We start from the raw sequence: 21,776 nt of genomic DNA, 5'->3' as shown, positions 1-21,776 counted from the left end.
GTCGTGTCTGCGTCGGCACCGGGGGGTCACCCGGCCGCGCAACTCGTGCGCCTGCCCGGCTGCTGCCGGACCGGTTCCTGGCGGCCGCGCCTAGCCCCGGTGGGGGTTGCCGCACGGCGTGATCCGGGTTCTGGCCGAACCCGGATCGGGAGCGCCGGCGCTCAACCGCGCCTGCCGCGAGGGTGCGCGGAGGTCACGGCTGCGTTGCCGTCGTGCTCCATATTCGCAGAGCAGGTGAGCGCGCCCACAGTACGCCTGCCTCCGCAATCCGACCGCCCATGATTTGACGCCGTTTGTCGTCATCATGCCGGCCCGCGTTTCCCATGCGTTGCGGCACGATTCGTCACCGTTCGGGCAGCACCGCGTGTCGACACGCGGTGGAGGTTGGCTGACCCACTGTGACTGCGCGAGGCTGATTACCGCAGGATCGCGCCTATCGGGTTATTTGTCGGGTTTTTACCCACGACGGCGTCCATTCATGTCCACCGACGGCCGACGACTAGGGGTGTGCGGTGTTCGAGCCAGGTGACGGTCCCGGCATACCAGCGCTTGGCCGGCATCGGTCGGCCGGCGGCTACCGCCGGATGGTCGGTGTCCACCGGGCCCCCGGCGCCGGTGGCCCCTCCCGCGGTTACCTGCTCACCGTCGCGCTGCTGGCCGGCACAGCGTCGATGCCCATCCTCGCCGCGATCAGCGCGGGCTCGGCCACCCCGGGCAGCACCGCCCTACCGGACAGCAGCACCCCGTTCATGCCGACCCCGTCCGTCGGGCCGGTGGTGATTCCCATGCCGATGACCAGCCAACCACCGCTTCCCCCGCTCGGCACGCCCAGCGTCGACCCGACCAGCGGTTGGCTGCCGGCCGCCCCGTCGCGTCCACGGGAAGGGCCCGCCGCCGATCCCGGGCCCGCCCGCTGGACGACAGCCCCGCCGGTGGCACCGAGACCCACGCGGAGCACCTCGCCGCCGGCACCCCCACCCGTCGTTCCGCCGCCGTCGACCGGCCCCGACCCGACCGATCCGCCGGACCCGGACCCGACCGACCCCGACCCGACCGACTCGCCGGATCCGGACCCCACCGACTCGCCGGACCCGGACCCGACCGGCTCGGCCGACCCCGATCCGACCCCGACCCTGACGGTGGACCCGACGCCCACACTGGACCCGACGCTGGGGCCGACACCCACGCCTACCGACGACGCGACAGCGACCGCCGTGCCGACCAGCACCCGGTCCGTCCCGGCCCCCACGCCCACGCCGCCCGCGGTACCGACCCGCCGACCCAGCCCGGCGATCCCGTCGCCGTCGGCCGTCGCCTCGACGCCCAGCGTCAGCCCGGCGCCACTGGCCGGACCGACCTACGGTGCGGTGTCGCCGACGGTACGGTGACGATCAGGCGCGGCTCGTCCGGCGACGGCGGCATGCGGCGGTAGGCGCGTACCGGAGGGGGTGGCGTGGGCGGCGGTGCGGAACCCCGCCCGGTCACCGTCCGGCCCGGCCCGGGGTTGCGGATCGCCCGGCTGGTCACCGAGGTGACCGCCCCAGCGGTGCTCGTGTCGCTGCTGATCATCACGGTGAGTTGGCACAGCGCCAGCCGCCCCGGTCAGGGCCTCGTCTGGGGTCTGCTCGCCACTCTGTTCGTCACCGGCATCCCGTTCGCCTACATCGTCGGCGGGGTACGCCGTGGCCGGCTCACCGACCACCACGTCGGCCGCCGGGAGCAGCGCCGGGCGCCGCTGCTGGTCGGCCTCGGCTCGGTCGCGGCGGGGCTCGCCCTGCTCGCCGTGCTCGGCGCGCCCCGCCCGGTGCTGGCACTGGCGGTGTCCGGCCTCGTCGGCCTCGTCGTCGCCGTGTCGGTCAGCCACTGGTGGAAGATGTCGATCCACTCGGCGGTGGCCGCCGGCACGCTGGTCATCCTGATGCTGACCTTCGGGACCCGGCTGATCGTCGCCGCACCGCTGCTGGCGGTGGTCGGCTGGTCCCGGGTACGGCTGAGAGACCACACTGTGGCGCAGGTGCTGACCGGAGGTGCCCTCGGTGCCCTGATCGCCGCGGTGATCTTCGGCCCGCTGCGCTAGCCCGACCAGGGGCCGGCGGCGTGCCGGTCGGCCCTGGCGGACGATGCCGGCCGGGCCCAGGGCGGGCGGCATGGAGCCGCCCACCCTCAGGCGCCGTCAGGCGCCGTCGTCGGCGAGGCGGTGGCGGTTCGCCTCGATCCACGCGTCCAGCGCGGCCGGGTCGTCCGGGTCCACCCCGTCGGCCATCAGCTGCGCCACCGCGGCGGTGGCAGCGCTGCGCCGCTCACCTGTCGAGTAGAGGCGGGCGAACTCCGGCACCATCTCCTCGATCGCCTCGTCGGTGCGCGTCGCCGCCGCCTCGGGCAGCCCGCGCTGGCGCGACGCGTACCGCGCCCAGGCCCGCAGCACCCGGGGGAGCATCGCCGCGTCGTCCATGTCCAGCACGGCCCGGCGGTGCACCCAGTCGAGGAGGAAGAGCCCGGACACGGCGGGACTCCAGCGCATCGGATCGGCGTCCGGGAAGCTCGCCGAGTGGTCCAGCAGCAGGCTCAGGCAGAAGTGCAGGGATGCCAGCTCCGGGCCGTCCACGGCGTCCAGCCCGAAGCGGGCGGCCTCCGGCGCGGCGAGGAACCGCCGGACCAGGTCGGTGCGCTCGGCAGCGGAGAGCGGCTCGACCTCCGCCGGACCGGTCGGGTCGGCCGCGGTGGGCAGCATCGCCAGCCGGGCCCCGACCAACGCTCGGTCGGTGGCGAGTGACCCCTCGCCGGGCAACTCGCCCAGGTCGTCGGTGACCGCCAGATGACGGGCCACCTCGCCCCGGAACCGGGCTGGATCTTCGGTACGGAACCAGGTCAGCTCGTCGTCGGCGCACATCTGCCGGACCTGGTCCAGGATCCGTTCGGCCGGCCCGCCCACGAAGATGTCCTTGGTGATCCCGATGTTGTGGTCCACCAGGGCCACCAGCGCGTGCTCCGAGCCGCCGGACTCGTCGTCGTAGGCGAAGGTCGCGAGGTAGGAGGTCTGGTCGCCGTACACGTCGCCGTACGCCCAGGTGCCGGTGAGGTGCACCCGGCCGAGCTGGGCCGTCCAGGTGGGCGCCTGGCTGCCCGGGCGCACCCGATCGGTGCCCTCGGCGGTCGGGACGAGCGTGGCGAAGACCTGCCGGATGGTGGTCGCCGCCGCGATCCTGCGGCGGGCGGTGGCGGCGAGAAAGCCGGTGACGAACTCCCGTACGGCGGCGTCGCGGTCGGACTCCGCGATCGCGTAGACACTGCCCAGCAGGGCGCTGCCGAGCATCTCGGCGTCGAGGGCGGACTCCAGCTTGGTCACGTCGCGTGCGGCGTGCAGCACCGCGTCGTAGGGGGTCTGAGGCGTGGCCATGCTCCGACCCTACGCCGCCCGGGGCGTACGCAGAGCGGTAGCGAGCCGTGCGGAGCGTCAGCGGCGTGCGGCGTCCCGCAGCGCGTCGCGTGCCTGCGCGTACGAGCCGAGCACGATCCGTACCGGTGTCAGCACGTACTCGTCGCCCACCTGGGCGACCCGCGCCGTCAGCCGCTGGTCGGCGCGGGCCCTGGCGCGCCGGGCGGCCCAGCGCACCACCGGGCGGGTCAGCGCCGCCACCAGCAGTCCGGCCAGCAGGCCGCCGAGCAGCAGGACGGTCGGCAGCGGCACCTGGCCGACCATCGGGTTGTCCAGCGCGGGCAGGCCGAGCGCCCGCAGCGCGTAGCCGAGCACCAGCCAGCCCAGCCCGACCACGGCGGCGAGGGTGACCAACCACTGCACACCGCCGACGACCCGCCACCACAGCGGGCGACGGTCGAGGCCGAGATCCGTGCCGGCGATCGTGCGATCCAGGGCGTCCGGCAGGTCGCCGAGGCGGGACCGGGCGGCGGAGGTCACCGCGCCGGGCCAGGCGGCGGGCAGGTCGGCTGCGGCCCGGTCGGCCACCGCGCGGATGGCGAGGCCGAGCGCCGAGCGCTGGGCGGCCGTCGGGTCCGGTACCGAGGTGGCCGCCACCAGGCTCTCCGCCGGGTCGGCCTGGTCACCGGTCGGGCCGGGCAGGTGCAGCCGACGTAGCGGGTCGGGGCGCAACCGTCGCCAGCCCCGGACCACGGGCCAGCCGGTGGCCGCGCCGGCCCGGTGTCGGTACGCCCGCTCCACGGCCTCGGTCACCGCTGGCACCCCGGCCGCCCCGGCCAGCGCCCGGTTCAGCCCCTTGACGGCGGTGTCGTCCGGCCCGTCCGCGGGCCGGGCCGAACCGACCAGCTCGTCCAAGCCGGCGACGACCGTGTCGACGTCACCGGCGAGCCGGCGCAACGCGGCCTGCCGCTCGGCGACGGTGCGCTCCAGCGCGTCGCGCAGCCCGACCATCCCGGCCGGATCGAGGGCGGTGGTGGCCAGCAGGGGCACCCCGGTCAGCCCGTCGGTGTCGAGCAGCCGACGCAGGTCGTCCAGGACCCGGGGCACCTCGGCCGGGGGCAGCCGGTCGGCCTGGTTGAGCACGACCACTGTGACGTCGCGGTGCCTGTGGAACTCGCGCAGGTAGCTGTCGTGGATGACCCGGTCGGCGTACTTCTGCGGGTCGACCACCCAGACCACCTGGTCGACCAGGCCGAGCAGTCGGTCCACCTCGAGGCGGTGAGATCGCTGCACCGAGTCGAAGTCGGGCAGGTCGAGCAGGATCAGCCCGTGCAGGGCAGTCTCGTCGTCCGCGTCCAGGGCGCTCTCCCGGACGAATCGGTGTCGGGGCAGTACGCCGATCCAGTCGAGCAGATGGTTGGCGCCCTCCAGGGCCCCCCACACGCAGGCGTGGGTGACGCCGGTGGTCGGCCGGCGGACCCCGACCGGCGAGAGTTCCAGTTGGGCCAACGCGTTGAAGAGGCTGGACTTGCCGCTGCCCGTGGCGCCGGCCAGGGCGACCACCGTGTGGTCCCGGGACAGCGCGAGCCGGGTGCCGGCCCGCTCGACAAGCGTGTGCGCGGGCACCAGGTCGGAGTCCGGCAGCAGACCGTCCACGGCGGTCAGGAACCGGCGTACCGCGTCCAGGCGGGCGATCAGCGCGTCGGCGTCGACCCGCTGGTCCCCGCGGAACACCTCGCGTACCCGGCCGGCGATGTTGCTCACCGGGAACCCTCCTCGTCGGCGGCGGACAGGCCACTGCGGTGCCGGGCCAGCTCGACCCGGCCGGCGGCCCGGCGCAGCCCGTCGCCGGCGTCCTCGGCGGGGCGGGCGTCGGCGGTGCGACTCAGGAAGCGGTCGGCCTCCGCGTCGAGCAGCGTCCGCACCCGGTCCAGCAGGTCGGCGCGGGCCTTGGCGGCAAGGGTACGCACCGCCTGGTCGCCGAAGATCGCCTGGAGGACGGCCTGTGCGGCGACAGTGGTGCCAGCCCCGGTGGCCAGCTCCAGCCCGGTCGGGATGAACGCGGTGGAGGCGAAGACGGCGATCATCACGGCCAGCCCGGTGGCGTTCACCGCGTACGCGGCGGTGCGGGCCACGAACCGCTTGTCGCCGCCCTCGACCCGGACCAGTTCCAGCACTCCGCGCTGCCAGTCCCGGACCATGCGCTCGGCGCGCTCGGGTAGGTCCGCGCTCGGGTGGGCGAGCGCCGGGTCGAGCAGCCCGGCGCCGGCCGGGTGTGCCTTCCACCCGGTGTACGCGGACTCGGCGGCCTCCGAGGCCACCCCGCGTAGCAGCGTCACCAGTTGGGACTCGATGGCGTTGCGCAGCTCGGCGGCGGGCGCGGGTCGGCCGGTGACGGCGGCCACGACCCGGTCCCGGAGGCGGCCGATCCGTGCCTCCAGCGTGCGGAACAGCTCGCCGGTGCCGACGAACTCCTGCCAGCGGGCGAGCACCTCACCCCGGAGCAGCCGGCCGTCCTGGAGCCCCTGCTCGACGGTGCGCTCGGCCCCCCGGTACGCGGCCCGGACCCGTTCGTCCAGCCCGTCGGCGGCGGCGAGCTGCTCGTCGGCGGCGTCGGCCAGATCCTCCACGGCGGGGTGGAGTGCGGCCAGCGCCCCGTCGAGGGTCTGGCGAACCACCGCCGCCCGCGCGTCCACGTCGGCGGCCAACCGGGCGAACCAGTCGGCCAGTGGGGCGGTGACTCCCTCGGGCAGCAGCCCCTGACCGTCGACCCAGGTCTCGGGCAACACGAACAGCGGTGCCCGGCCGAGGTCCTGCTCGGCGAGCATCTCGCTCAGGTGCGCGGCGATCTCGTCGGTGGCCTCGGCGGGCACCCGGTCCAGCACCATGGCGATCACCGCGCCGCGTGCCCGGGCACTGCGCAGCAGCTCCCAGGGCACCGCGTCGGCGTACCGGGCGGCGGTGGTGACGAAGAGCCACAGGTCGGCGGCGGCCAGCAGTTGGGTGGCGAGCGCCCGGTTGGCGTCGACGACCGAGTCGATGTCGGGCGCGTCGAGGAAGGCCAGCCCGGCGGGCAGGGCCGGGGCGGTGACGAGGTGCAGGGCGCGTGGATCGTCGCTCGGCTCGGTGGTGCGGGTCAGCCCGGGCAGGAGGTCACCCTGCCGGAACCAGGCCGCGTCGGACGGGTTGCAGACCAGCACCGGGGAGCGGGTGGTCGGCCGGAGCACGCCGGCGGCGCTGACCCGGGCCTTGACCAGGCTGTTGACCAGGGTCGACTTACCCGCGCCGGTGGAGCCGCCGACCACCACGAGCAGTGGGGCGTCCAACCGGGCGAGCCGGGGCAGCAGGTAGTCGTCGAGTTGGTCGGTGAGTGCTGTGGCGCTGTGCCGGGCAGAGTTGGCGGAGGGCAGCGCGAGGGGATACCGGGTCGCGCCGATCGCCTCCCGGAGGCCCGACAGTGCGCCGGGGAGGCTGTCGTCCCCGGTGGTGGCGGGCGGCTCCTCCGCGGCGTCCGGCGGGTCGGTACGGGCTGCGACGGCGGGCGCACCGGAACGGGTGGCGGGATCGCCGTGCGTCGTCACCGCTAAAGCGTGCCCGACCGATGCAAGGGAAGACAACCGGACGGTAATAACGGCTGGGTTGCGTCGGGTTGACTCAAGTCAACTTGACGATTGGCCAACGCGTGGCACTATTGAGTCAAGTTCACTCAACTTGTGGTGGGGCCCGCTGCGAGCGGTGCTCGCCAGCAGCCCACGGGCGATGCCCGTCACCTGCACAACCTTATGAAGCGAGGAAGCGAAGATGGCACGTGCGGTCGGTATCGACCTCGGCACGACGAACTCCTGCGTCAGCGTTCTCGAGGGCGGTGAGCCCACCGTCATCGCCAACGCTGAGGGGTCGCGGACGACTCCTTCGATCGTCGCGTTCGCCCGTAACGGCGAGGTGCTCGTCGGTGAGGTCGCCAAGCGCCAAGCGGTGACCAACCCGGACCGGACGATCCGGTCGGTCAAGCGCGAGGTCGGCACGAACTGGTCCGTCGACATCGACGGCAAGAAGTACACCCCGCAGGAGATCTCGGCCCGGACGCTGATGAAGCTCAAGCGGGACGCCGAGGCGTACCTGGGTGAGCAGATCACCGACGCGGTGATCACCGTTCCGGCCTACTTCAACGACAGCCAGCGCCAGGCCACCAAGGAGGCCGGCGAGATCGCCGGCTTCAACGTGCTGCGGATCGTCAACGAGCCGACCGCCGCCGCCCTGGCGTACGGGCTGGACAAGGGCTCCAAGGAGCAGACCGTCCTGGTCTTCGACCTCGGCGGTGGCACCTTCGACGTGTCGCTGCTGGAGTTGGCCGAGGGCGTCGTCGAGGTCAAGTCGACCAGCGGTGACAACCAGCTCGGTGGCGACGACTGGGACCAGCGGATCATCGACCACCTGGTCAAGACGTTCCGCGGTGAGCACGGCATCGACCTGGCTCAGGACAAGATGGCCCTCCAGCGGCTCCGCGAGGCAGCCGAGAAGGCCAAGATCGAGCTGTCCGCCGCCACCACCACCAACATCAACCTGCCGTACATCACCGCTGGCGCGGCCGGCCCGCTGCACCTCGACGTGACGCTCAGCCGCGCCGAGTTCCAGCGGATGACGCAGGACCTGCTGGACCGTTGCAAGGGCCCGTTCGAGCAGGCCGTGAAGGACGCGGGGATCAAGATCTCCGACGTCGAGCACGTCATCCTGGTCGGCGGTTCGACCCGGATGCCCGCCGTGACCGACCTGGTCAAGCAGCTCACCGGTCGCGACCCCAACAAGGGCGTCAACCCGGACGAGGTGGTCGCCGTCGGCGCCGCCCTCCAGGCCGGTGTGCTCAAGGGTGAGGTCAAGGACGTCCTGCTGCTCGACGTGACCCCGCTCAGCCTGGGCATCGAGACCAAGGGCGGCATCTTCACCAAGCTGATCGAGCGCAACACCACCATCCCGACCAAGCGTTCCGAGGTCTTCACCACGGCGGACGACAACCAGCCGTCGGTGCTGATCCAGGTGTTCCAGGGTGAGCGGGAGATCGCGGCGTACAACAAGAAGCTCGGCACCTTCGAGCTGACCGGCCTTCCGCCGGCGCCGCGCGGTGTGCCGCAGATCGAGGTCGCCTTCGACATCGACGCCAACGGCATCGTCAACGTGCACGCCAAGGACCTGGGCACCGGCAAGGAACAGAAGATGACGATCACCGGCGGCTCCTCGCTGCCGAAGGACGACATCGAGCGGATGCGCCGGGACGCCGAGGAGCACGCGGAGGAGGACAAGCGCCGCCGCGACGACGCCGAGACCCGCAACGTGGCCGAGGCGCTCCAGTGGCAGACCGAGAAGTTCCTCGCCGAGAGCGGCGACAAGCTGCCCGGTGAGAACCGCGAGCAGCTCAACGAGGCGCTCGGCGAGCTGCGTGGCGCCCTCGGCGGCCAGGACATCGAGAAGATCAAGTCGGCGCACGAGAAGCTGGCTCAGGTCTCCCAGCAGGCCGGTTCGCTGCTCTACTCGCAGCAGGCCGAGCAGGGTCAGCAGCCGGGTGGCGAGCCCGGACCGGGTGCGACCGGTGCGACCGGTGCGACCGGTGCGACCGGCACGCAGGCCGGCGGCGCCGACGACGTGGTCGACGCGGAAATCGTGGACGAGGACGGCAAGAAGTGACCATCGGCCTCCGACACGTTTGCACGGCGAAGGGGATGAGGTAGCCGCATGACGCAGAAGCCACGAGCCGCCGACCCGGGCGACACCGGGTCGACGCCGGGTGGCTCCGCGACCACGGAGCCGACCGGCGACGGGGAGCGGGTCGTCATCCGCAACAACCGCAAGCTCGTCGACACCGCCGAGCCGGAGGGGACCGCCGCCGACGCGGAGACCGGTGTTCCGGCCGAGGGTCTGGTCGAGGACGCCGAGGTAGTGGTCGACGAGATCGAGGTCGAGGTCAACTCCACCGACGGGCCGGAGCCGTCCGGTCCGCCGGTGGTGGACGCCCCGGCGCAGCCGGTGGACGGCGGCGGCACGGGCACCTCGCTCGGCGCCGAGCTGGAGGCGCTCCGGGCCGAGCTCGACGAGCGGACCAAGGACCTGCAGCGGGTGTCGGCGGAGTACGCCAACTACCGCAAGCGGGTCGACCGCGACCGCAGCCTCGTCCAGGAGCAGGCGACCGGCTCGGTGCTGGCCGCGCTGCTGCCGATCCTGGACGACCTGGACCGGGCCCGGGAACACGGCGACCTGGTCGGGCCGTTCGGCACTGTGGCGGAACAACTCACCACAGCGCTGGGCAAGTTCGGCCTGAACGCCTTCGGCGAGCAGGGCGACCCGTTCGATCCGACCCGGCACGAGGCGGTCGCGCACCAGACCTCGGCCGACGTCAGCGAGCCGACCTGCGTACAGGTCATGCGACGCGGCTACCAGCTCGGTGAGCGGCTGTTGCGCCCCGCGCTGGTCGCGGTCGCGGATCCGAAATAGTGCCAGACAGTGACCGAGCTGTCCCGCCCACCGCTCAGCGGTGGGCGGGACGGCCGGGCCACCAGGGTCGGAAGGAGGTGGACCGGTGAGTTCGAAGGACTGGATCGAGAAGGACTTCTACGCCGTGCTCGGCGTGGACAAGGCCGCCTCCGCGGATGACATCAAGAAGGCGTACCGCAAGGTGGCCCGGGAGTCGCACCCGGACCACAACCCGGGCGACCCGAAGGCCGAGGAGCGGTTCAAGGCCGCGTCCGAGGCGTACAACGTGCTGTCGGACAGCGGCCGCCGTCGCGAGTACGACGAGATGCGTTCGCTCTTCGGCTCTGGCGCGTTCCGGCGCAACGCCCGGGGTGGGGGTCAGCCGGGCGGCATGCCGTTCGACGTCTCCGACATGTTCGGCGGCGGCGGAGGCGGAGGCGGCGATCGTCGCTTCGGCGGCGCCGGCTTCCAGGACCTCTTCAGCTCGATCTTCAGTGGTGGTCAGGCCGGTGGGCAGGCCGCACCACACGGTCCGGCCCGTGGTCGGGACGTGGAGACCGAGGTGGCGCTGGACTTCGGCGACGCGGTGCGCGGGGTGACGCTGCCCCTGACGCTGCGCGCGCCGGGAGTCTGCGACACCTGCCACGGCAACGGGGCCAAGCCCGGCACCCAGCCGCGTACCTGCCCGGTCTGTCATGGTGCCGGCGTGACCACCCGCAACCAGGGGTCGTTCAGCTTCTCCGAGCCGTGCCGCAACTGCCAGGGCGTCGGCACAGTGGTCGAGGAGAAGTGCCCGGAGTGCCACGGCAGCGGCGGTGTCACCAAGACCCGCACCATGAACGTGCGCTTCCCGGCCGGTGTGGCCGACGGTCAACGCATCCGGCTGGCCGGGCGTGGCGAGCCGGGCGAGCGCGGTGGCCCGGCTGGTGACCTCTTCGTGCACGTCAAGGTTCGGCCGGACGAGCTGTTCGGGCGTACCGGGGACGACCTGACGCTGACCGTGCCGGTCACCTTCGCGGAGGCCGTGCTCGGCACGGACCTGCGGGTGCCCACGCTCGACGGTGCGATGACCCTGCGGGTGCCGCCGGGAACGCCGAGCGGGCGGGTGCTGCGGGCTCGCGGCAAGGGTGTGGTCCGTCGCGACGGGCAGGCCGGTGACCTGCTGGTCACGCTGGACGTGGTGGTGCCGGCCCGGTTGTCGGACGAGGCGCGTACGGCGCTGGAGTCGTTCGCCGAGCAGACCCCGCCGGCGGCCCGGGAACATCTCGACGCACGGGTGCGTCGAGTCAGTTAGTCCGGTGGAATGGACGCGGAGGTGAGCGGGATGTCGGGCGAGTTCCTCGGTTCGGGCGACCCTGCCTACGAGGCCAAGGTGCTGATGATCTCGGTAGCGGCACGGATGGCGGGGATGCACCCGCAGACCCTGCGCCAGTACGACCGACTGGGGCTGGTGCAGCCCGGCCGGGCCGCTGGTGGCGGGCGTCGCTACAGCGTCCGCGACGTGGTGCTGCTGCGCGAGGTGCAGCGGCTCAGCCAGGACGACGGGATCAACCTGGCCGGCGTCAAGCGGATCATCGGGCTGGAGCGGCTGCTGGAGCAGGCGCAGCAGCGGGTGGCCCGGCTGGAGGCGGAGCTGGACGCCGCGTACCGCCGGGTGGCGGAGCTGGAGTCGTTGGCCCGCTTCCCGGGCCGGGATCTGGTGCCGACCAACCGCACGTCCACAGCGCTGGTGGTGTGGCGCCCCCGCCGGACGCCCGATCGCTGACCTGCCGCTCACCCGGATCTGTCTTCTCGGCCCGGACCGCGCTGGATTCCCGGCGCGGTCCGGGCCGCTTCAGTTAGCCTGTCGATAAGGGTCCAATCGGCTTAATCTGGACCTACCGGCATGGCGAGGGGGAGCGATGGCGGAATCGGCGAAGAAGGTGGCCCAGCAGACCGAGGACCGGTTGGAGAACCTGGCCGAGACCGTCCGCAAGAAGTTCGACAAGGTGACCGAGGGGACCTACCGGGACCGGATCATCGCGGGCCGGTTCGCCGAAGACGGCGACCACGCCGGCGAACGGGGCCGAGCCGAGACGGAACGCAAGCAGGACTGACCGGTGACCGACGTGCGGGCCGGGACCCACGGGGGGTCCCGGCCCGTTCGCCGTGTCGGGGTCGGGGCCCGTTCGCCGTCGGAGTGCGGGCCGGACGTTGGGACGCCGCCCTCGGCCCGGGGTGGGTGGCCAGCCGACGCGTAGGTCCTTTCGAGCTGAATCGTTTATGACATCACGCCACAGCTCTGCCCAGACACAATTCGAGCTCGACCGGCCCCGACCGGCCCCGACCTCGACCGGCCGCGACTGACCCGCCCGATCCGGGCTGACCGATCCTGGGCGGGCCGGGCGTGAATCGTTTGCGACATCAGCTCCAAAGGGCCGCGAACAGCACAGCATCCAGCCACCGCGGGCGAGGGAGCCACCTGAGTCGTCTCAGCCGAGGCGGCGGTTTTCGCGGACCAGGCCGCCCTCGCACCAGTCCCGGTAGACGAAGAGGTCCGGTCGGGCCAATAGCACCCGGCCGTTGTGCGCCCAGACCTTCATCAGCTCGTCGCCGTCACGCTCGGCCTGTTCGACGAGCTTGCGGAAGCGGCGCTTCGGGTGGGCGCGGAAGTTCGTCCGGATGCCGTCGGCCGCGTAGATGTAGAGGCAGTGCAGCGCGAAACGCCGGGCCGGGCAGGTTGGATCCATCGCCAACTCGAAGAGCGTCAACACCAGCCGGTCGCCGGAGACCAGCAGGTCCCAGTCGGGTGGCATCGAGGCCAACGGCACCGAATCGGGCTTGTACGCCCAGGCTCGCAACTCCGCCGGAGTCGGATCGACGGGGTTGGCGAAGCCGTGGAACGTCGACTCCTGCACGCTCACCGGCCAACCTTCCGCTCTCGCCCGCGTTTGGCAACGCTGCCTGCGGACCCTGGCTGCTGGGGCGAAACGGTAACCCGCCGTCGGGTGCTGCGGTAGTACCCGCGAGGAGCAATTCCGCAACCGTTGGCACGGGCGGGTCCGTTGCATCGACAGCGCAGCCGATGATGCTCCTATGACAATCCACGTTAGACGGTTACGGCGGGGTGCCGAGGCCGACTTCGTCGAAGGGCTGGAGTGGCTTTTCGCGAGGATCTCGCCGTGCACCCCGAGTGGCGCTCCCGGGGTGTCGGCTCCCGCCTCCTGGCGGCGGCCAGGGCGTGGGCGCACGACAAGGGTGCCGACTATGTCTTCCTGGAGTCCGGCCTCGCCCGGACCGAGGCGCACCGCTTCTACCTCCGCGAGGGTGCGACGCACGCCGCCGCGGCGTTCAGGTGGAGCTCAGTGCAGTGAGTCGGCGACCGGGATCGGCTCCCGCCGTTGGGCCGCCGCGCGGTTGCGCAGCCACCGCTTGAACCACGGGTAGTCCGGCAGCCGGGCCAGGATCGGCCCGGTCACCACGGTGATCAGGACGTACGTCGCGGCCAGCGCCGCCAACCGCGGCTCGACACTCCCGGCGGCCACCGCGAGTCCGGCGATGACGATGGAGAACTCACCTCGGGGTACGAGTGCCAGGCCGGTCCGCCATCGACCGGGTTCCGCGATGCCGACCCGGCGGGCGGCCAGGTAGCCGGTGAGCGTCTTCGTCGCCATGGTGACCACTGCCAACGCGAGCGCCGGCAGCAGCACCGGGGGGATGTCCTGCGGGTCGGTGGTCAGGCCGAAGAAGACGAAGAACACAGCGGCGAACAGGTCCCGCAGCGGCGAGAGCAACTCGGTGGCGTGGTGCGCCACCGGGCCGGAGAGCGCGATGCCGACCAGGAACGCGCCGACCGCCGCCGACACCTTGAGCGACGCGGCGAGGCCCGCGATCAGCAATGTCAGACCGAGTACGCCGAGCAGCAGCGCCTCCGGGTCCTTCACCGACAGGGCGGACGAGATCAGGTGGCCGTACCGGATGGCGACCACCAGCACGATCAGCACAGTGCCCACCGCGATGGTGAGCGCGATTCCGCCGCCGAGCAGGCCGGTGCCGGCCAGCACGGCGGTGACGAGCGGCAGGTAGAGGGCCATCGCCAGGTCCTCGATGACCAGCACCGAGAGGATCACCGGGGTTTCCCGGTTACCGAGCCGGCCCAGGTCGGCGAGGACCTTGGCGATCACCCCGGAGGAGGAGACCCAGGTGATGCCGCCGAGTACCAGGGCGGCGACCCAGTCCCAGCCGAGCAGCAGGGCGAACCCCGCGCCGGGTAGCGCGTTGAGGACGCCGTCGATCAGCCCGGCCGGTGCCGCCGAGCGCAGGTTGCCGACGAGTTCGTTGGCTGAATACTCCAGCCCGAGCATCACCAGCAGAAGGATGACGCCGATCTCGGCGCCGACCGCGAAGAACTCCTCGCTGGCGTCCAGCGGCAGCAGCCCGCCGTGCCCGAACGCGAGCCCGGCGAGCAGGTAGAGGGGAATGGGAGAGAGGCCGAATCGCCGGCTGAGCCGGCTGAGAAGCCCAAGCAGCAGCAGCAGCGCACCGACTTCGATGAGCAGCGTGGTGAAATCGTGCATCCGCCTAGCCGTCCGGGTCACTGTCGGCGAGGATGGCGGAAACGCCGTCGAGACCTCTACGGGTCCCGACAACGACCACCACGTCGCCGGCCGCGAAGCGGAAGGAGGGGAGTGGCGAAACGATCACTTCGCCTTCACGCAGTACAGCCACGATGGAGGCGCTGGTGCGGGTACGCGCCTTGGTGTCGCCGAGCCTCCGGTTGACGTACGGGGAGCCGGCCGTGATGGCGATCTGCTCGGTGAGCAGGCCGGCGGCCTGCTCCCGGAGCCCGGAGAGCTGGCCGAGCATCAGCGACGCGCCGAGGATGTCGGCGAGAGCCTCGGCCTCGTCGTCGGTCAGCGGGATGTCCGACTGGCAGGCGTCGGGGTCGTCGGGATCGTAGAGAACGAGATCACGGCGGCCATTGCGGTGGGAAACGACGCCCAGGCGGCGTCCGGACTCCGTCACCAGATCGTGACGTACCCCGATCCCGGGTAAGGCGGTCTGCTCGACACGTACTCGCACAGTCCAAGGCTACCGCTTCGTGAACAGAACGCAGATCTTGGAGGGACAGCCCTTCTCGGATCAAGCGGCCGGTGCCCGCGCCGGCAGAGCGGGCGCGGGCACCTGGGCACGTCGGGGTCAGCGGAGGCTGGCGAAGAACTCGCGGATGTCGGTGACCAGCACCTCGGGGGCCTGGTGGGCCGCGTAGTGACCGCCGACGTCGCCCCGGCCGTCGACGTCGGTCTCGTACGCCGTCCACCGGACGATGTTCGCGTGGTCCCGTTCGGCGAAGCGGCGGATGGACTGGAAGTCGCCGGGGAACATGGCCAGCGCGGTCGGAGCGGTGGTCGGCTCGGTCGGCTGCTCGCCAGCGTGCGCGTCCTCCCAGTAGAGCCGGATCGCCGAGGCGGCAGTGCCGGTGAACCAGTAGAGCGCGATGTTGGCCAGCACGAAGTCGGCGTCCAGGCTCTCGTCGAAGAGCTGGGCGTTCCAGGCGAGCAGCCCCACCGGCGAGTCGGCCAGCGCGAAGGCCAGGGTCTGCGGCTGCTGACTGTGCACCTGGTTGAAGGAGAACTTGTTCTCGTAGAACCACTGGAGGTGCCCGAGCGCCGCCTGGTCCGCCTCGGAGAGCCCGGCGAACTCGGCCGGGTCGCCGGAGGGGAACGAGAAGAGCTGGGTGACGTGTACGCCGAGCACCCGCTCCGGGGCGATCCGGCCCAACTCCGGCGCGATCATCGAGCCGGCGTCGTTGCCGACCGCGCCGTAGCTGTCGTACCCCAGGCGGTCCATCAGCTCGGCCCAGGCGCGGGCGATGCGGAACCGGTTCCAGCCGGCGCCGTGGGTCGGGCCGGAGAACCCGAAGCCGGGCAGCGACGGGACGACCACGTGGAAGGCCGGCGCGTCCCTGTCGGTCGGCTCGGTGAGCGGGGCGATCACGTCCAGGTACTCCAGCACCGAGCCGGGCCAGCCGTGGGTGAGCACCAGCGCTGTGGCGTCCGGCCGGGACGATCGGACGTGCAGGAAGTGGATCCGCTCGCCGTCGATCTCGGTGACGAACTGCGGGTGAGCGTTCAGGCGGGCCTCGACGGCGCGCCAGTCGAACCCGCCCCGCCACCGGTCGGCGAGGGCGCGTACCCGGTCGGTGCTCATCCCGTACGAGTCGCCGGCGTCGGGCAGTTCGGCGGGCCAGAGGGTGCGGTCCAGCCGGGCGGCCAGGTCGTCGAGGGCGGTCTGCGGGATCTCGACGCGGAACGGACTGATCGCGGTGGCGCTCATACGGGAACTCCTTCGGAACGGAATGTTTCGTTCTGAAATCACCATAGCAGAGCGGAACGATCCGTTCCACTGTTAGGCTGGGGGCATGTCAACGACTTCCGGCAAGACGCTGGGCGGTCGCCGTGCCCAGGCCGCCCGCAACGACGAGGTCATCCTCGAAGCCGCCCGCGCCGTCTTCCTCGACGACCCGAAGGCCCCGATCGCCGCCGTCGCGGAGCGCGCGGGCGTCGGCATCAGCGCCCTCTACCGGCGGTACGCGGGAAAGGAAGACCTGCTGCGCCAGCTCTGCCACGACGGGCTGCGCCGGTACGTCGCGGAGGCCGAGACCGCCCTCGACGAGCCGGACGACTGGGCCGCGTTCACGGGATTCCTGGCCCGGGTGGTCGACGCCGACGTGCACTCGCTCACCGTCCACCTGGCCGGCACCTTCACCCCGACCGAGGAGATGGGCCGGGACGCGATGCGCGCCGGTGAGTTGGCGACAGCTCTGGTCGACCGAGCCCACGCCAGCGGGCGGCTGCGCCCGGACGCTGTCGTACACGATCTGGGGTTGTTGTTGGAGGCGTGCGCGGCGGTCCGCGTACCCGATCCGGAGCGGACCCGCCAACTGCGCCGCCGGCAGCTCGCGGTCCTGCTGGCCGGTTTGTCGTCGGCGCCGGGAGCGGACCCGCTGCCCGGCCCGCCGCCAGCGGCCGGCGAGTTCGACTGGCGGTGGCGGCGCCGGGAGTGATGGCCGTCACGCGCTAAGGTTGAGCGGAATACGCTCAACTCTGGTTGTGTCCAACCCAATGGACAACGCCGATCCGGGGGAGCCCATGAACACCGAAAGACTCACCACCAAGAGCCGCGAAACCATCACGGGCGCTGTCGCCCTGGCCAACCAGCGTGGTCACGCCACGGTGGAGCCCTGGCACCTGCTCCTGTCACTCCTGGACACCGACGGCTCGACCGCCACCGGCCTGCTGCGCGCCGTCGGGGCAGACCCGACCGAGCTGCGCCAGGCCGCCCAGCGCGCCGTCGACAACCTGCCGGCCGCGCGCGGCTCCAGCATCGCCGAGCCGACGTTGGCTCGGGAGTTCGTCAACGCCATCGGCGCCGCCGAGCAGATCGCCCGGCCGCTGGGCGACGAGTACACCTCCACCGAGCACCTGCTCGCCGGCCTGGCCCGGGTGGGCGGGGCGGTGTCCGGCGCGCTGAAGACCGCCGGTGCCACCGAGGAGGCCCTGGTCGCCGCCTTCCCGACCGTTCGCGGTGGGGACCGTCGGGTCACCACCGCCGACCCGGAGCAGACCTACCAGGCCCTCACCAAGTACGGCGTCGACCTGACCGCCAGCGCCCGGGACGGCAAGATCGACCCGGTCATCGGCCGGGACTCCGAGATCCGTCGGGTCATCCAGGTGCTCTCCCGGCGTACCAAGAACAACCCGGTGCTGATCGGCGAGCCCGGCGTCGGCAAGACCGCGATCGTCGAGGGTCTGGCCCAGCGGATCGTCACCGGCGACGTGCCCGAGTCGCTGCGCGACAAGAAGCTGATCTCGCTGGACCTCGGCGCGATGGTCGCCGGCGCCCAGTACCGCGGCCAGTTCGAGGAGCGGCTGAAGTCCGTCCTGGAGGAGATCAAGAACTCCAACGGGCAGGTCATCACGTTCCTCGACGAGCTGCACACGGTCGTCGGCGCCGGCAAGGGCGAAGGCTCGATGGACGCCGGCAACATGCTCAAGCCGATGCTGGCCCGTGGCGAGCTGCGGATGGTGGGCGCCACCACGCTGGACGAGTACCGCGAGCACATCGAGAAGGACCCGGCGCTGGAGCGCCGCTTCCAGCCGGTGCTCGTCGGTGAGCCGACCATCGAGGACACCATCGGCATCCTGCGCGGGCTCAAGGAGCGCTACGAGGTGCACCACGGCGTACGGATCACCGACGCCGCGCTGGTGGCCGCCGCGACGCTGTCCGACCGTTACATCACCGACCGGTTCCTGCCCGACAAGGCGATCGACCTGGTCGACGAGTCCGCGTCCCGGCTCCGGATGGAGATCGATTCGCGTCCGGTCGAGGTGGACGAGATCGAGCGGGCGGTCCGCCGGCTGGAGATCGAGGAGATGGCCCTGGCCAAGGAGCCGGACGCCGCCTCCGCCGAGCGGTTGGAGCGGCTCCGCAAGGAGTTGGCCGACAAGCGCGAGCAGCTCACAGTGCTCTCCGAGCGCTGGCAGACGGAGAAGAGCCACATCACCAAGCTCTCCACCGCCAAGGAGGAGTTGGAACGCCTCGGCGGTGAGGCCGAGCGGGCCGAGCGGGACGGTGAGCTGGAACGCGCCGCCGAGCTGCGCTACGGCCGGATCCCCGCCCTGAAGGTCGAGCTGAAGCAGGCCGCGGAGGAGCTGGCCCAGCTCCAGGCCGACGGCGCGATGCTCAAGGAGGAGGTCGGCGCGGACGACATCGCCGCGGTGGTCGCCTCCTGGACCGGCATCCCCGCCGGCCGCCTGCTGGAGGGTGAGACGGCCAAGCTGCTGCGGATGGAGGAGTCGCTGGGCGGCCGGGTGGTCGGCCAGACCGAGGCGGTCGGCGCGGTCTCCGACGCGGTACGCCGCGCCCGGGCCGGTATCGCCGACCCGGATCGCCCGACCGGCAGCTTCCTCTTCCTCGGCCCCACCGGCGTCGGCAAGACCGAGCTGGCCAAGGCCCTCGCCGAGTTCCTCTTCGACGACGAGCGGGCCATGGTCCGCATCGACATGAGCGAGTACGGCGAGAAGCACTCGGTCGCTCGCCTGGTCGGTGCCCCGCCCGGCTACGTCGGCTACAACGAGGGTGGTCAGCTCACCGAGGCGGTGCGCCGACGGCCGTACTCGGTGGTGCTGCTGGACGAGGTGGAGAAGGCCCACCCGGACGTCTTCGACGTGCTGCTCCAGGTGCTCGACGACGGCCGGCTCACCGACGGCCAGGGCCGCACCGTGGACTTCCGTAACGCGATCCTGATCCTCACGTCCAACCTCGGGTCGTCGGTGATCAGCGACCTGACGCTCGCCGACGAGCAGCGCCGGGAGGGCGTGCTGGCCGTGGTCCGGTCGCACTTCAAGCCGGAGTTCCTCAACCGGCTGGACGACATAGTGGTCTTCGCCTCGCTGCGCGGGGACGACCTGCGCTCCATCGTCGACATCCAGTTGAACCGGATGCGGCGGCGGTTGGCCGATCGCCGGCTGGGCCTGGAGATCACCGATGCCGCCCGGGACTGGCTGGCCGAGCACGGTTACGACCCGATCTACGGTGCGCGACCGCTCCGTCGCCTGGTCCAGACCGCAATCGGAGACCAACTGGCGAAGGCCCTCCTGTCCGGCCAGATCCGCGACGGCGAAACGGTGAAGGTGGACCGCGCCACCGAAACCAACACCCTCTCCGTCACCGCTGCCTGATCCGTCGCACCCGGGCCGACCCCGCCTCGCGGGCGGGGTCGGCCCGACCCGTCTCTTCGCCGCCGACGGCACCCCACCGGAACGCTCCGTAGCTGCGGTATCACCAGACGACGATGAGTTTCTCCAGGTGCGCGGGGTTGTTACCGTTCCCGCCGACGCACTTGGGGAGGTGGTCGGCATGAACGGTCCCGTGGCGTACCTGGTGACGACGCTGGGGTGTCTGATCGGAGTCGCCGGGGTCGTGGTGGCGGTGGTGGCGGTGCGCAAGGGCCGCAAGGCCGCCCGGCCGGCGGCACCCGCAGACCCGTTCCGGGACACCGACAGCGACGCGCTCCGCGGCGACCCGCGCCGGCTCAAGCCCGGCGACATCGTCGAGATCCGCCGGGTGTCGTACGCGGTCCGAGGCTCGGTGCATCTGAACGAGGGCGGCTGGAGCTGGGCAGAGCACCTGCTGGACACGGTCGAGGGCGACAAGCGCTGGCTCTCCGTGGAGGAGGACCCGGACCTGGAGCTGGTGCTCTGGACCGCCGAGCCGGCCGCGACGATCACCCCCGGTGGGTCCACCCTCGACTTCGCCGGCCGCCGCTACGCCTTGGAAGAGTCCGGTCAGGCCCGCTTCACCGCCACCGGCAGCACCGGCCTCGACCCCAGTGGCACCCTTCGATACCACGACTACCGGGCGCAGGGCGGCGAACGGCTCTCCTTCGAGGCGTACGGCCAGGCCGGCTGGGAGGTCTCCCTGGGCGAGCAGCTGCACCGCGCCGACGTGATGGTGTACCCGCAGGCCGGGCCGGAGGCCAGCTGACGTGTTGGTGAGCCTCCACACCCCGTACGTCGACACCTGCGCCGCCGACTTGAGCCTGGCACTCGGCGGACCGGAGCGGCCCGCGCTGCACGTCCGCGACCTCACGCTGCCCGGGGGCGTCCGGCTGCGGCTGCGCCTGCTGGGCGCGTCCCACCAGGTCGTGCTGGCCGAACCCGGCGGTGCGGCCGAACTCACCGAGACGGTCGCCTGCCTGCCTGGTCGGCCGCCGCACCTGCCCGACGCCCTGCACGACGAGGCGGGCGGCTACCGCTTCACCGCCAGCGTGCTGCGCCCCGCCGACGGTGAGTTGCACACCCGGATCGCCGGGCTCCGCGCCGACCTGGCCGACGACCCGTACGCCCTGGTCGGAGTCTTTCCCGGTGACCCGGACGCGGTCACCGCGCTGGCCGTGCGCACCGACCTGCCGCACCTGTCGGTCGGCTGGCGTACCTGGCACGCGTACCCCCAGACCAACGAGCTGGTCCTGACCGAGACGGTGGTGGCACTGCGATGACGTACCGACGCTGGTTCGTGGTGGGCGCGGCGACGGCAGTGGTCGGCGTGCTGGTGGCGGCCTTCGCGCTCGTCAACGGCACCTTCTCGCCGCGTGCCTATGTGCAGGACAGGTACTCGCGAGCGGCCAGCCGGGACATCGGCCGGGAAGCGATCGCGTACACCTCGTCCAGGTCACCGACCACTGTCGCCAAGGAACTGACCGACGCGTGGAAGCCGTCCGACAGGTACGCCGACGGCAGCGGCGTCTACCTGCGCTACGACGACGACTCGGTGGTGATCCTGCCGATCGCCGCCGGCTCGGTGATCCTGCTCGAAGACATGGACACCGCTCACCCCCGTTACCACTCGACCGTCGGGTCGTACTGGGGCTGGGGACGCGGCAGCAGCGTTCGGGGCGGCGGCCCCGGCACCGGCAAGTAGCCCGACGCCCGACCCCTTGACCTGGAGCCCTCCGTGCAGAACCTCGTCACCGATCTACTGGCCACCCTCGCCTTCGGCGCGGTCGGCGTCGTCCTCATGGGCGTTGGCTACGGGCTGGTCGACCTGACCACTCCCGGCAAGCTCCACGAACTGATCTGGACCGAGCGCAACCGCAACGCGGCGCTACTGCTCGCGTCCAACCTGCTCGGCGTCGGCACCATCGTGGTCGCGGCGATCGTCGCCAGCGACGACGACCTCGCCCTGGGGCTGGTCGGCGCGGCGGCGTACGGGATCGTCGGCCTGGTGATCATGGCCGCGGCGTTCCTGCTGCTCGACGCGGTGACCCCGGGCCGGCTCGGCGAGCTGCTGGTCGACCCGGAGCCGCACCCCGCCGTGTGGGTGTCGGCAGTGGTGCACCTGGCCACCGGCGCGATCATCGCCGCCGCGATCCTCTGATGACCGGGGGACCGCGACC

General features: G+C 72.0%; 20 protein-coding genes and 1 pseudogene. 14 read left to right on the top strand and 7 right to left on the bottom strand.

Going from position 1 to position 21,776, the window contains the following annotated elements; translation table 11 throughout:
- Positions 1-512: 512 nt before the first annotated feature.
- Together OG992_RS20455 and OG992_RS20450 are read left to right on the top strand one after the other, a co-directional pair.
- On the top strand, positions 513-1,388 hold the full coding sequence (locus OG992_RS20455) for a hypothetical protein (protein WP_266304057.1): 876 nt from the start codon (positions 513-515) through the stop codon (positions 1,386-1,388).
- Positions 1,389-1,453: 65 nt separating this feature from the next.
- Positions 1,454-2,077, top strand: a complete 624-nt coding sequence (locus OG992_RS20450; protein WP_266304056.1) for a phosphatase PAP2 family protein — start codon at positions 1,454-1,456, stop codon at positions 2,075-2,077.
- A gap of 96 nt (positions 2,078-2,173) precedes the next feature.
- Here OG992_RS20450 and OG992_RS20445 read toward each other — a convergent pair whose 3' ends face one another.
- From OG992_RS20445 to OG992_RS20435, 3 genes are read right to left on the bottom strand one after another with little or no spacing between them, the layout of a single operon-like run.
- Complete coding sequence (locus tag OG992_RS20445) at positions 2,174-3,397, bottom strand: hypothetical protein (protein ID WP_238685246.1); 1,224 nt, start codon at positions 3,395-3,397, stop codon at positions 2,174-2,176.
- Positions 3,398-3,454: 57 nt separating this feature from the next.
- The gene (locus tag OG992_RS20440; RefSeq protein ID WP_238685247.1) at positions 3,455-5,140 is read right to left on the bottom strand and encodes a GTPase; all 1,686 of its coding nucleotides are present in this window, start codon (positions 5,138-5,140) and stop codon (positions 3,455-3,457) included.
- Positions 5,137-6,957 carry an ABC transporter gene (locus OG992_RS20435; RefSeq protein ID WP_266304055.1) on the bottom strand — a complete coding sequence of 607 codons (1,821 nt, stop codon included), beginning with the start codon at positions 6,955-6,957 and terminating at the stop codon, positions 5,137-5,139. The genes OG992_RS20440 and OG992_RS20435 overlap by 4 nt, the downstream gene beginning before the upstream one ends.
- A gap of 220 nt (positions 6,958-7,177) precedes the next feature.
- On the opposite strand from OG992_RS20435, the gene dnaK reads away from it, so the two are divergent.
- The 5 genes from dnaK (at position 7,178) to OG992_RS20410 (ending at position 11,934) form a co-directional block, all read left to right on the top strand.
- Positions 7,178-9,055: a molecular chaperone DnaK gene (gene dnaK, locus OG992_RS20430; protein ID WP_266304054.1), complete on the top strand. Its 1,878-nt coding sequence runs from the start codon at positions 7,178-7,180 to the stop codon at positions 9,053-9,055.
- Between the two features lie 48 nt (positions 9,056-9,103).
- Positions 9,104-9,859, top strand: coding sequence for a nucleotide exchange factor GrpE (gene grpE / locus OG992_RS20425; protein WP_238685250.1), 756 nt, complete (start codon positions 9,104-9,106; stop codon positions 9,857-9,859).
- Between the two features lie 85 nt (positions 9,860-9,944).
- The gene (gene dnaJ, locus OG992_RS20420) at positions 9,945-11,132 is read left to right on the top strand and encodes a molecular chaperone DnaJ (RefSeq protein WP_238685251.1); all 1,188 of its coding nucleotides are present in this window, start codon (positions 9,945-9,947) and stop codon (positions 11,130-11,132) included.
- A 30-nt stretch (positions 11,133-11,162) separates the two neighbouring features.
- Positions 11,163-11,603 (top strand): helix-turn-helix transcriptional regulator, encoded by a 441-nt coding sequence (locus OG992_RS20415; protein WP_030332087.1) that lies wholly within the window; start codon positions 11,163-11,165, stop codon positions 11,601-11,603.
- A gap of 136 nt (positions 11,604-11,739) precedes the next feature.
- Positions 11,740-11,934 carry a hypothetical protein gene (locus tag OG992_RS20410; RefSeq protein WP_238685252.1) on the top strand — a complete coding sequence of 65 codons (195 nt, stop codon included), beginning with the start codon at positions 11,740-11,742 and terminating at the stop codon, positions 11,932-11,934.
- A gap of 375 nt (positions 11,935-12,309) precedes the next feature.
- Here OG992_RS20410 and OG992_RS20405 read toward each other — a convergent pair whose 3' ends face one another.
- The gene (locus tag OG992_RS20405) at positions 12,310-12,741 is read right to left on the bottom strand and encodes a hypothetical protein (protein WP_112677468.1); all 432 of its coding nucleotides are present in this window, start codon (positions 12,739-12,741) and stop codon (positions 12,310-12,312) included.
- Between the two features lie 222 nt (positions 12,742-12,963).
- Between OG992_RS20405 and OG992_RS20400 the strand changes: the two are divergent.
- Positions 12,964-13,191: pseudogene (locus tag OG992_RS20400) on the top strand (GNAT family N-acetyltransferase); the annotation flags it as partial.
- On the opposite strand, the gene OG992_RS20395 reads toward OG992_RS20400, so the two are convergent.
- The 3 genes from OG992_RS20395 to OG992_RS20385 all read right to left on the bottom strand — a co-directional run bounded on the left by OG992_RS20395 (position 13,180) and on the right by OG992_RS20385 (position 16,153).
- On the bottom strand, positions 13,180-14,394 hold the full coding sequence (locus OG992_RS20395) for a cation:proton antiporter (protein ID WP_238685255.1): 1,215 nt from the start codon (positions 14,392-14,394) through the stop codon (positions 13,180-13,182). The pseudogene OG992_RS20400 and the gene OG992_RS20395 overlap by 12 nt on opposite strands.
- A 4-nt stretch (positions 14,395-14,398) precedes the next feature.
- Positions 14,399-14,899 carry a cation:proton antiporter regulatory subunit gene (locus OG992_RS20390; protein WP_266304052.1) on the bottom strand — a complete coding sequence of 167 codons (501 nt, stop codon included), beginning with the start codon at positions 14,897-14,899 and terminating at the stop codon, positions 14,399-14,401.
- A gap of 117 nt (positions 14,900-15,016) precedes the next feature.
- A complete protein-coding gene (locus OG992_RS20385; RefSeq protein ID WP_266304051.1) occupies positions 15,017-16,153 on the bottom strand; it encodes an epoxide hydrolase family protein in 1,137 nt (378 codons plus the stop codon).
- Positions 16,154-16,238: 85 nt separating this feature from the next.
- On the opposite strand from OG992_RS20385, the gene OG992_RS20380 reads away from it, so the two are divergent.
- The 6 genes from OG992_RS20380 (at position 16,239) to OG992_RS20355 (ending at position 21,757) form a co-directional block, all read left to right on the top strand.
- Positions 16,239-16,883 (top strand): TetR/AcrR family transcriptional regulator, encoded by a 645-nt coding sequence (locus OG992_RS20380; RefSeq protein WP_238685257.1) that lies wholly within the window; start codon positions 16,239-16,241, stop codon positions 16,881-16,883.
- 85 nt (positions 16,884-16,968) lie between these two features.
- Positions 16,969-19,560 carry an ATP-dependent chaperone ClpB gene (gene clpB, locus OG992_RS20375; protein ID WP_112621231.1) on the top strand — a complete coding sequence of 864 codons (2,592 nt, stop codon included), beginning with the start codon at positions 16,969-16,971 and terminating at the stop codon, positions 19,558-19,560.
- Positions 19,561-19,738: 178 nt separating this feature from the next.
- A complete protein-coding gene (locus OG992_RS20370) occupies positions 19,739-20,365 on the top strand; it encodes a DUF4178 domain-containing protein (RefSeq protein ID WP_238685258.1) in 627 nt (208 codons plus the stop codon).
- A 1-nt stretch (position 20,366) separates the two neighbouring features.
- Complete coding sequence (locus OG992_RS20365) at positions 20,367-20,879, top strand: DUF2617 family protein (RefSeq protein WP_238685259.1); 513 nt, start codon at positions 20,367-20,369, stop codon at positions 20,877-20,879.
- Positions 20,876-21,301, top strand: a complete 426-nt coding sequence (locus OG992_RS20360; RefSeq protein WP_266304050.1) for a DUF4247 domain-containing protein — start codon at positions 20,876-20,878, stop codon at positions 21,299-21,301. The genes OG992_RS20365 and OG992_RS20360 overlap by 4 nt, the downstream gene beginning before the upstream one ends.
- Positions 21,302-21,334: 33 nt before the next feature.
- On the top strand, positions 21,335-21,757 hold the full coding sequence (locus tag OG992_RS20355; protein ID WP_124815985.1) for a DUF350 domain-containing protein: 423 nt from the start codon (positions 21,335-21,337) through the stop codon (positions 21,755-21,757).
- Positions 21,758-21,776 lie beyond the last annotated feature (19 nt).

Origin of the sequence: Micromonospora sp. NBC_00362 (assembly GCF_026342155.1) — a bacterium.
GTDB classification, from domain to species: domain Bacteria; phylum Actinomycetota; class Actinomycetes; order Mycobacteriales; family Micromonosporaceae; genus Micromonospora; species Micromonospora hortensis.
Note: the sequence above shows the minus strand (reverse complement) of the source record. Positions and strands in the feature narration are given on the sequence as shown.

What these genes read in the sequence shown, in the direction of transcription:
- OG992_RS20445 (WP_238685246.1), bottom strand. Translation starts at nt 3,397, where the DNA reads ATGGCCACGCCTCAGACCCCCTACGACGCGGTGCTGCACGCCGCACGC.
- dnaK (WP_266304054.1), top strand. Translation starts at nt 7,178, where the DNA reads ATGGCACGTGCGGTCGGTATCGACCTCGGCACGACGAACTCCTGCGTC.
- grpE (WP_238685250.1), top strand. Translation starts at nt 9,104, where the DNA reads ATGACGCAGAAGCCACGAGCCGCCGACCCGGGCGACACCGGGTCGACG.
- OG992_RS20415 (WP_030332087.1), top strand. Translation starts at nt 11,163, where the DNA reads ATGTCGGGCGAGTTCCTCGGTTCGGGCGACCCTGCCTACGAGGCCAAG.
- OG992_RS20410 (WP_238685252.1), top strand. Translation starts at nt 11,740, where the DNA reads ATGGCGGAATCGGCGAAGAAGGTGGCCCAGCAGACCGAGGACCGGTTG.
- OG992_RS20395 (WP_238685255.1), bottom strand. Translation starts at nt 14,394, where the DNA reads ATGCACGATTTCACCACGCTGCTCATCGAAGTCGGTGCGCTGCTGCTG.
- OG992_RS20385 (WP_266304051.1), bottom strand. Translation starts at nt 16,153, where the DNA reads ATGAGCGCCACCGCGATCAGTCCGTTCCGCGTCGAGATCCCGCAGACC.
- OG992_RS20380 (WP_238685257.1), top strand. Translation starts at nt 16,239, where the DNA reads ATGTCAACGACTTCCGGCAAGACGCTGGGCGGTCGCCGTGCCCAGGCC.
- clpB (WP_112621231.1), top strand. Translation starts at nt 16,969, where the DNA reads ATGAACACCGAAAGACTCACCACCAAGAGCCGCGAAACCATCACGGGC.
- OG992_RS20370 (WP_238685258.1), top strand. Translation starts at nt 19,739, where the DNA reads ATGAACGGTCCCGTGGCGTACCTGGTGACGACGCTGGGGTGTCTGATC.
- OG992_RS20360 (WP_266304050.1), top strand. Translation starts at nt 20,876, where the DNA reads ATGACGTACCGACGCTGGTTCGTGGTGGGCGCGGCGACGGCAGTGGTC.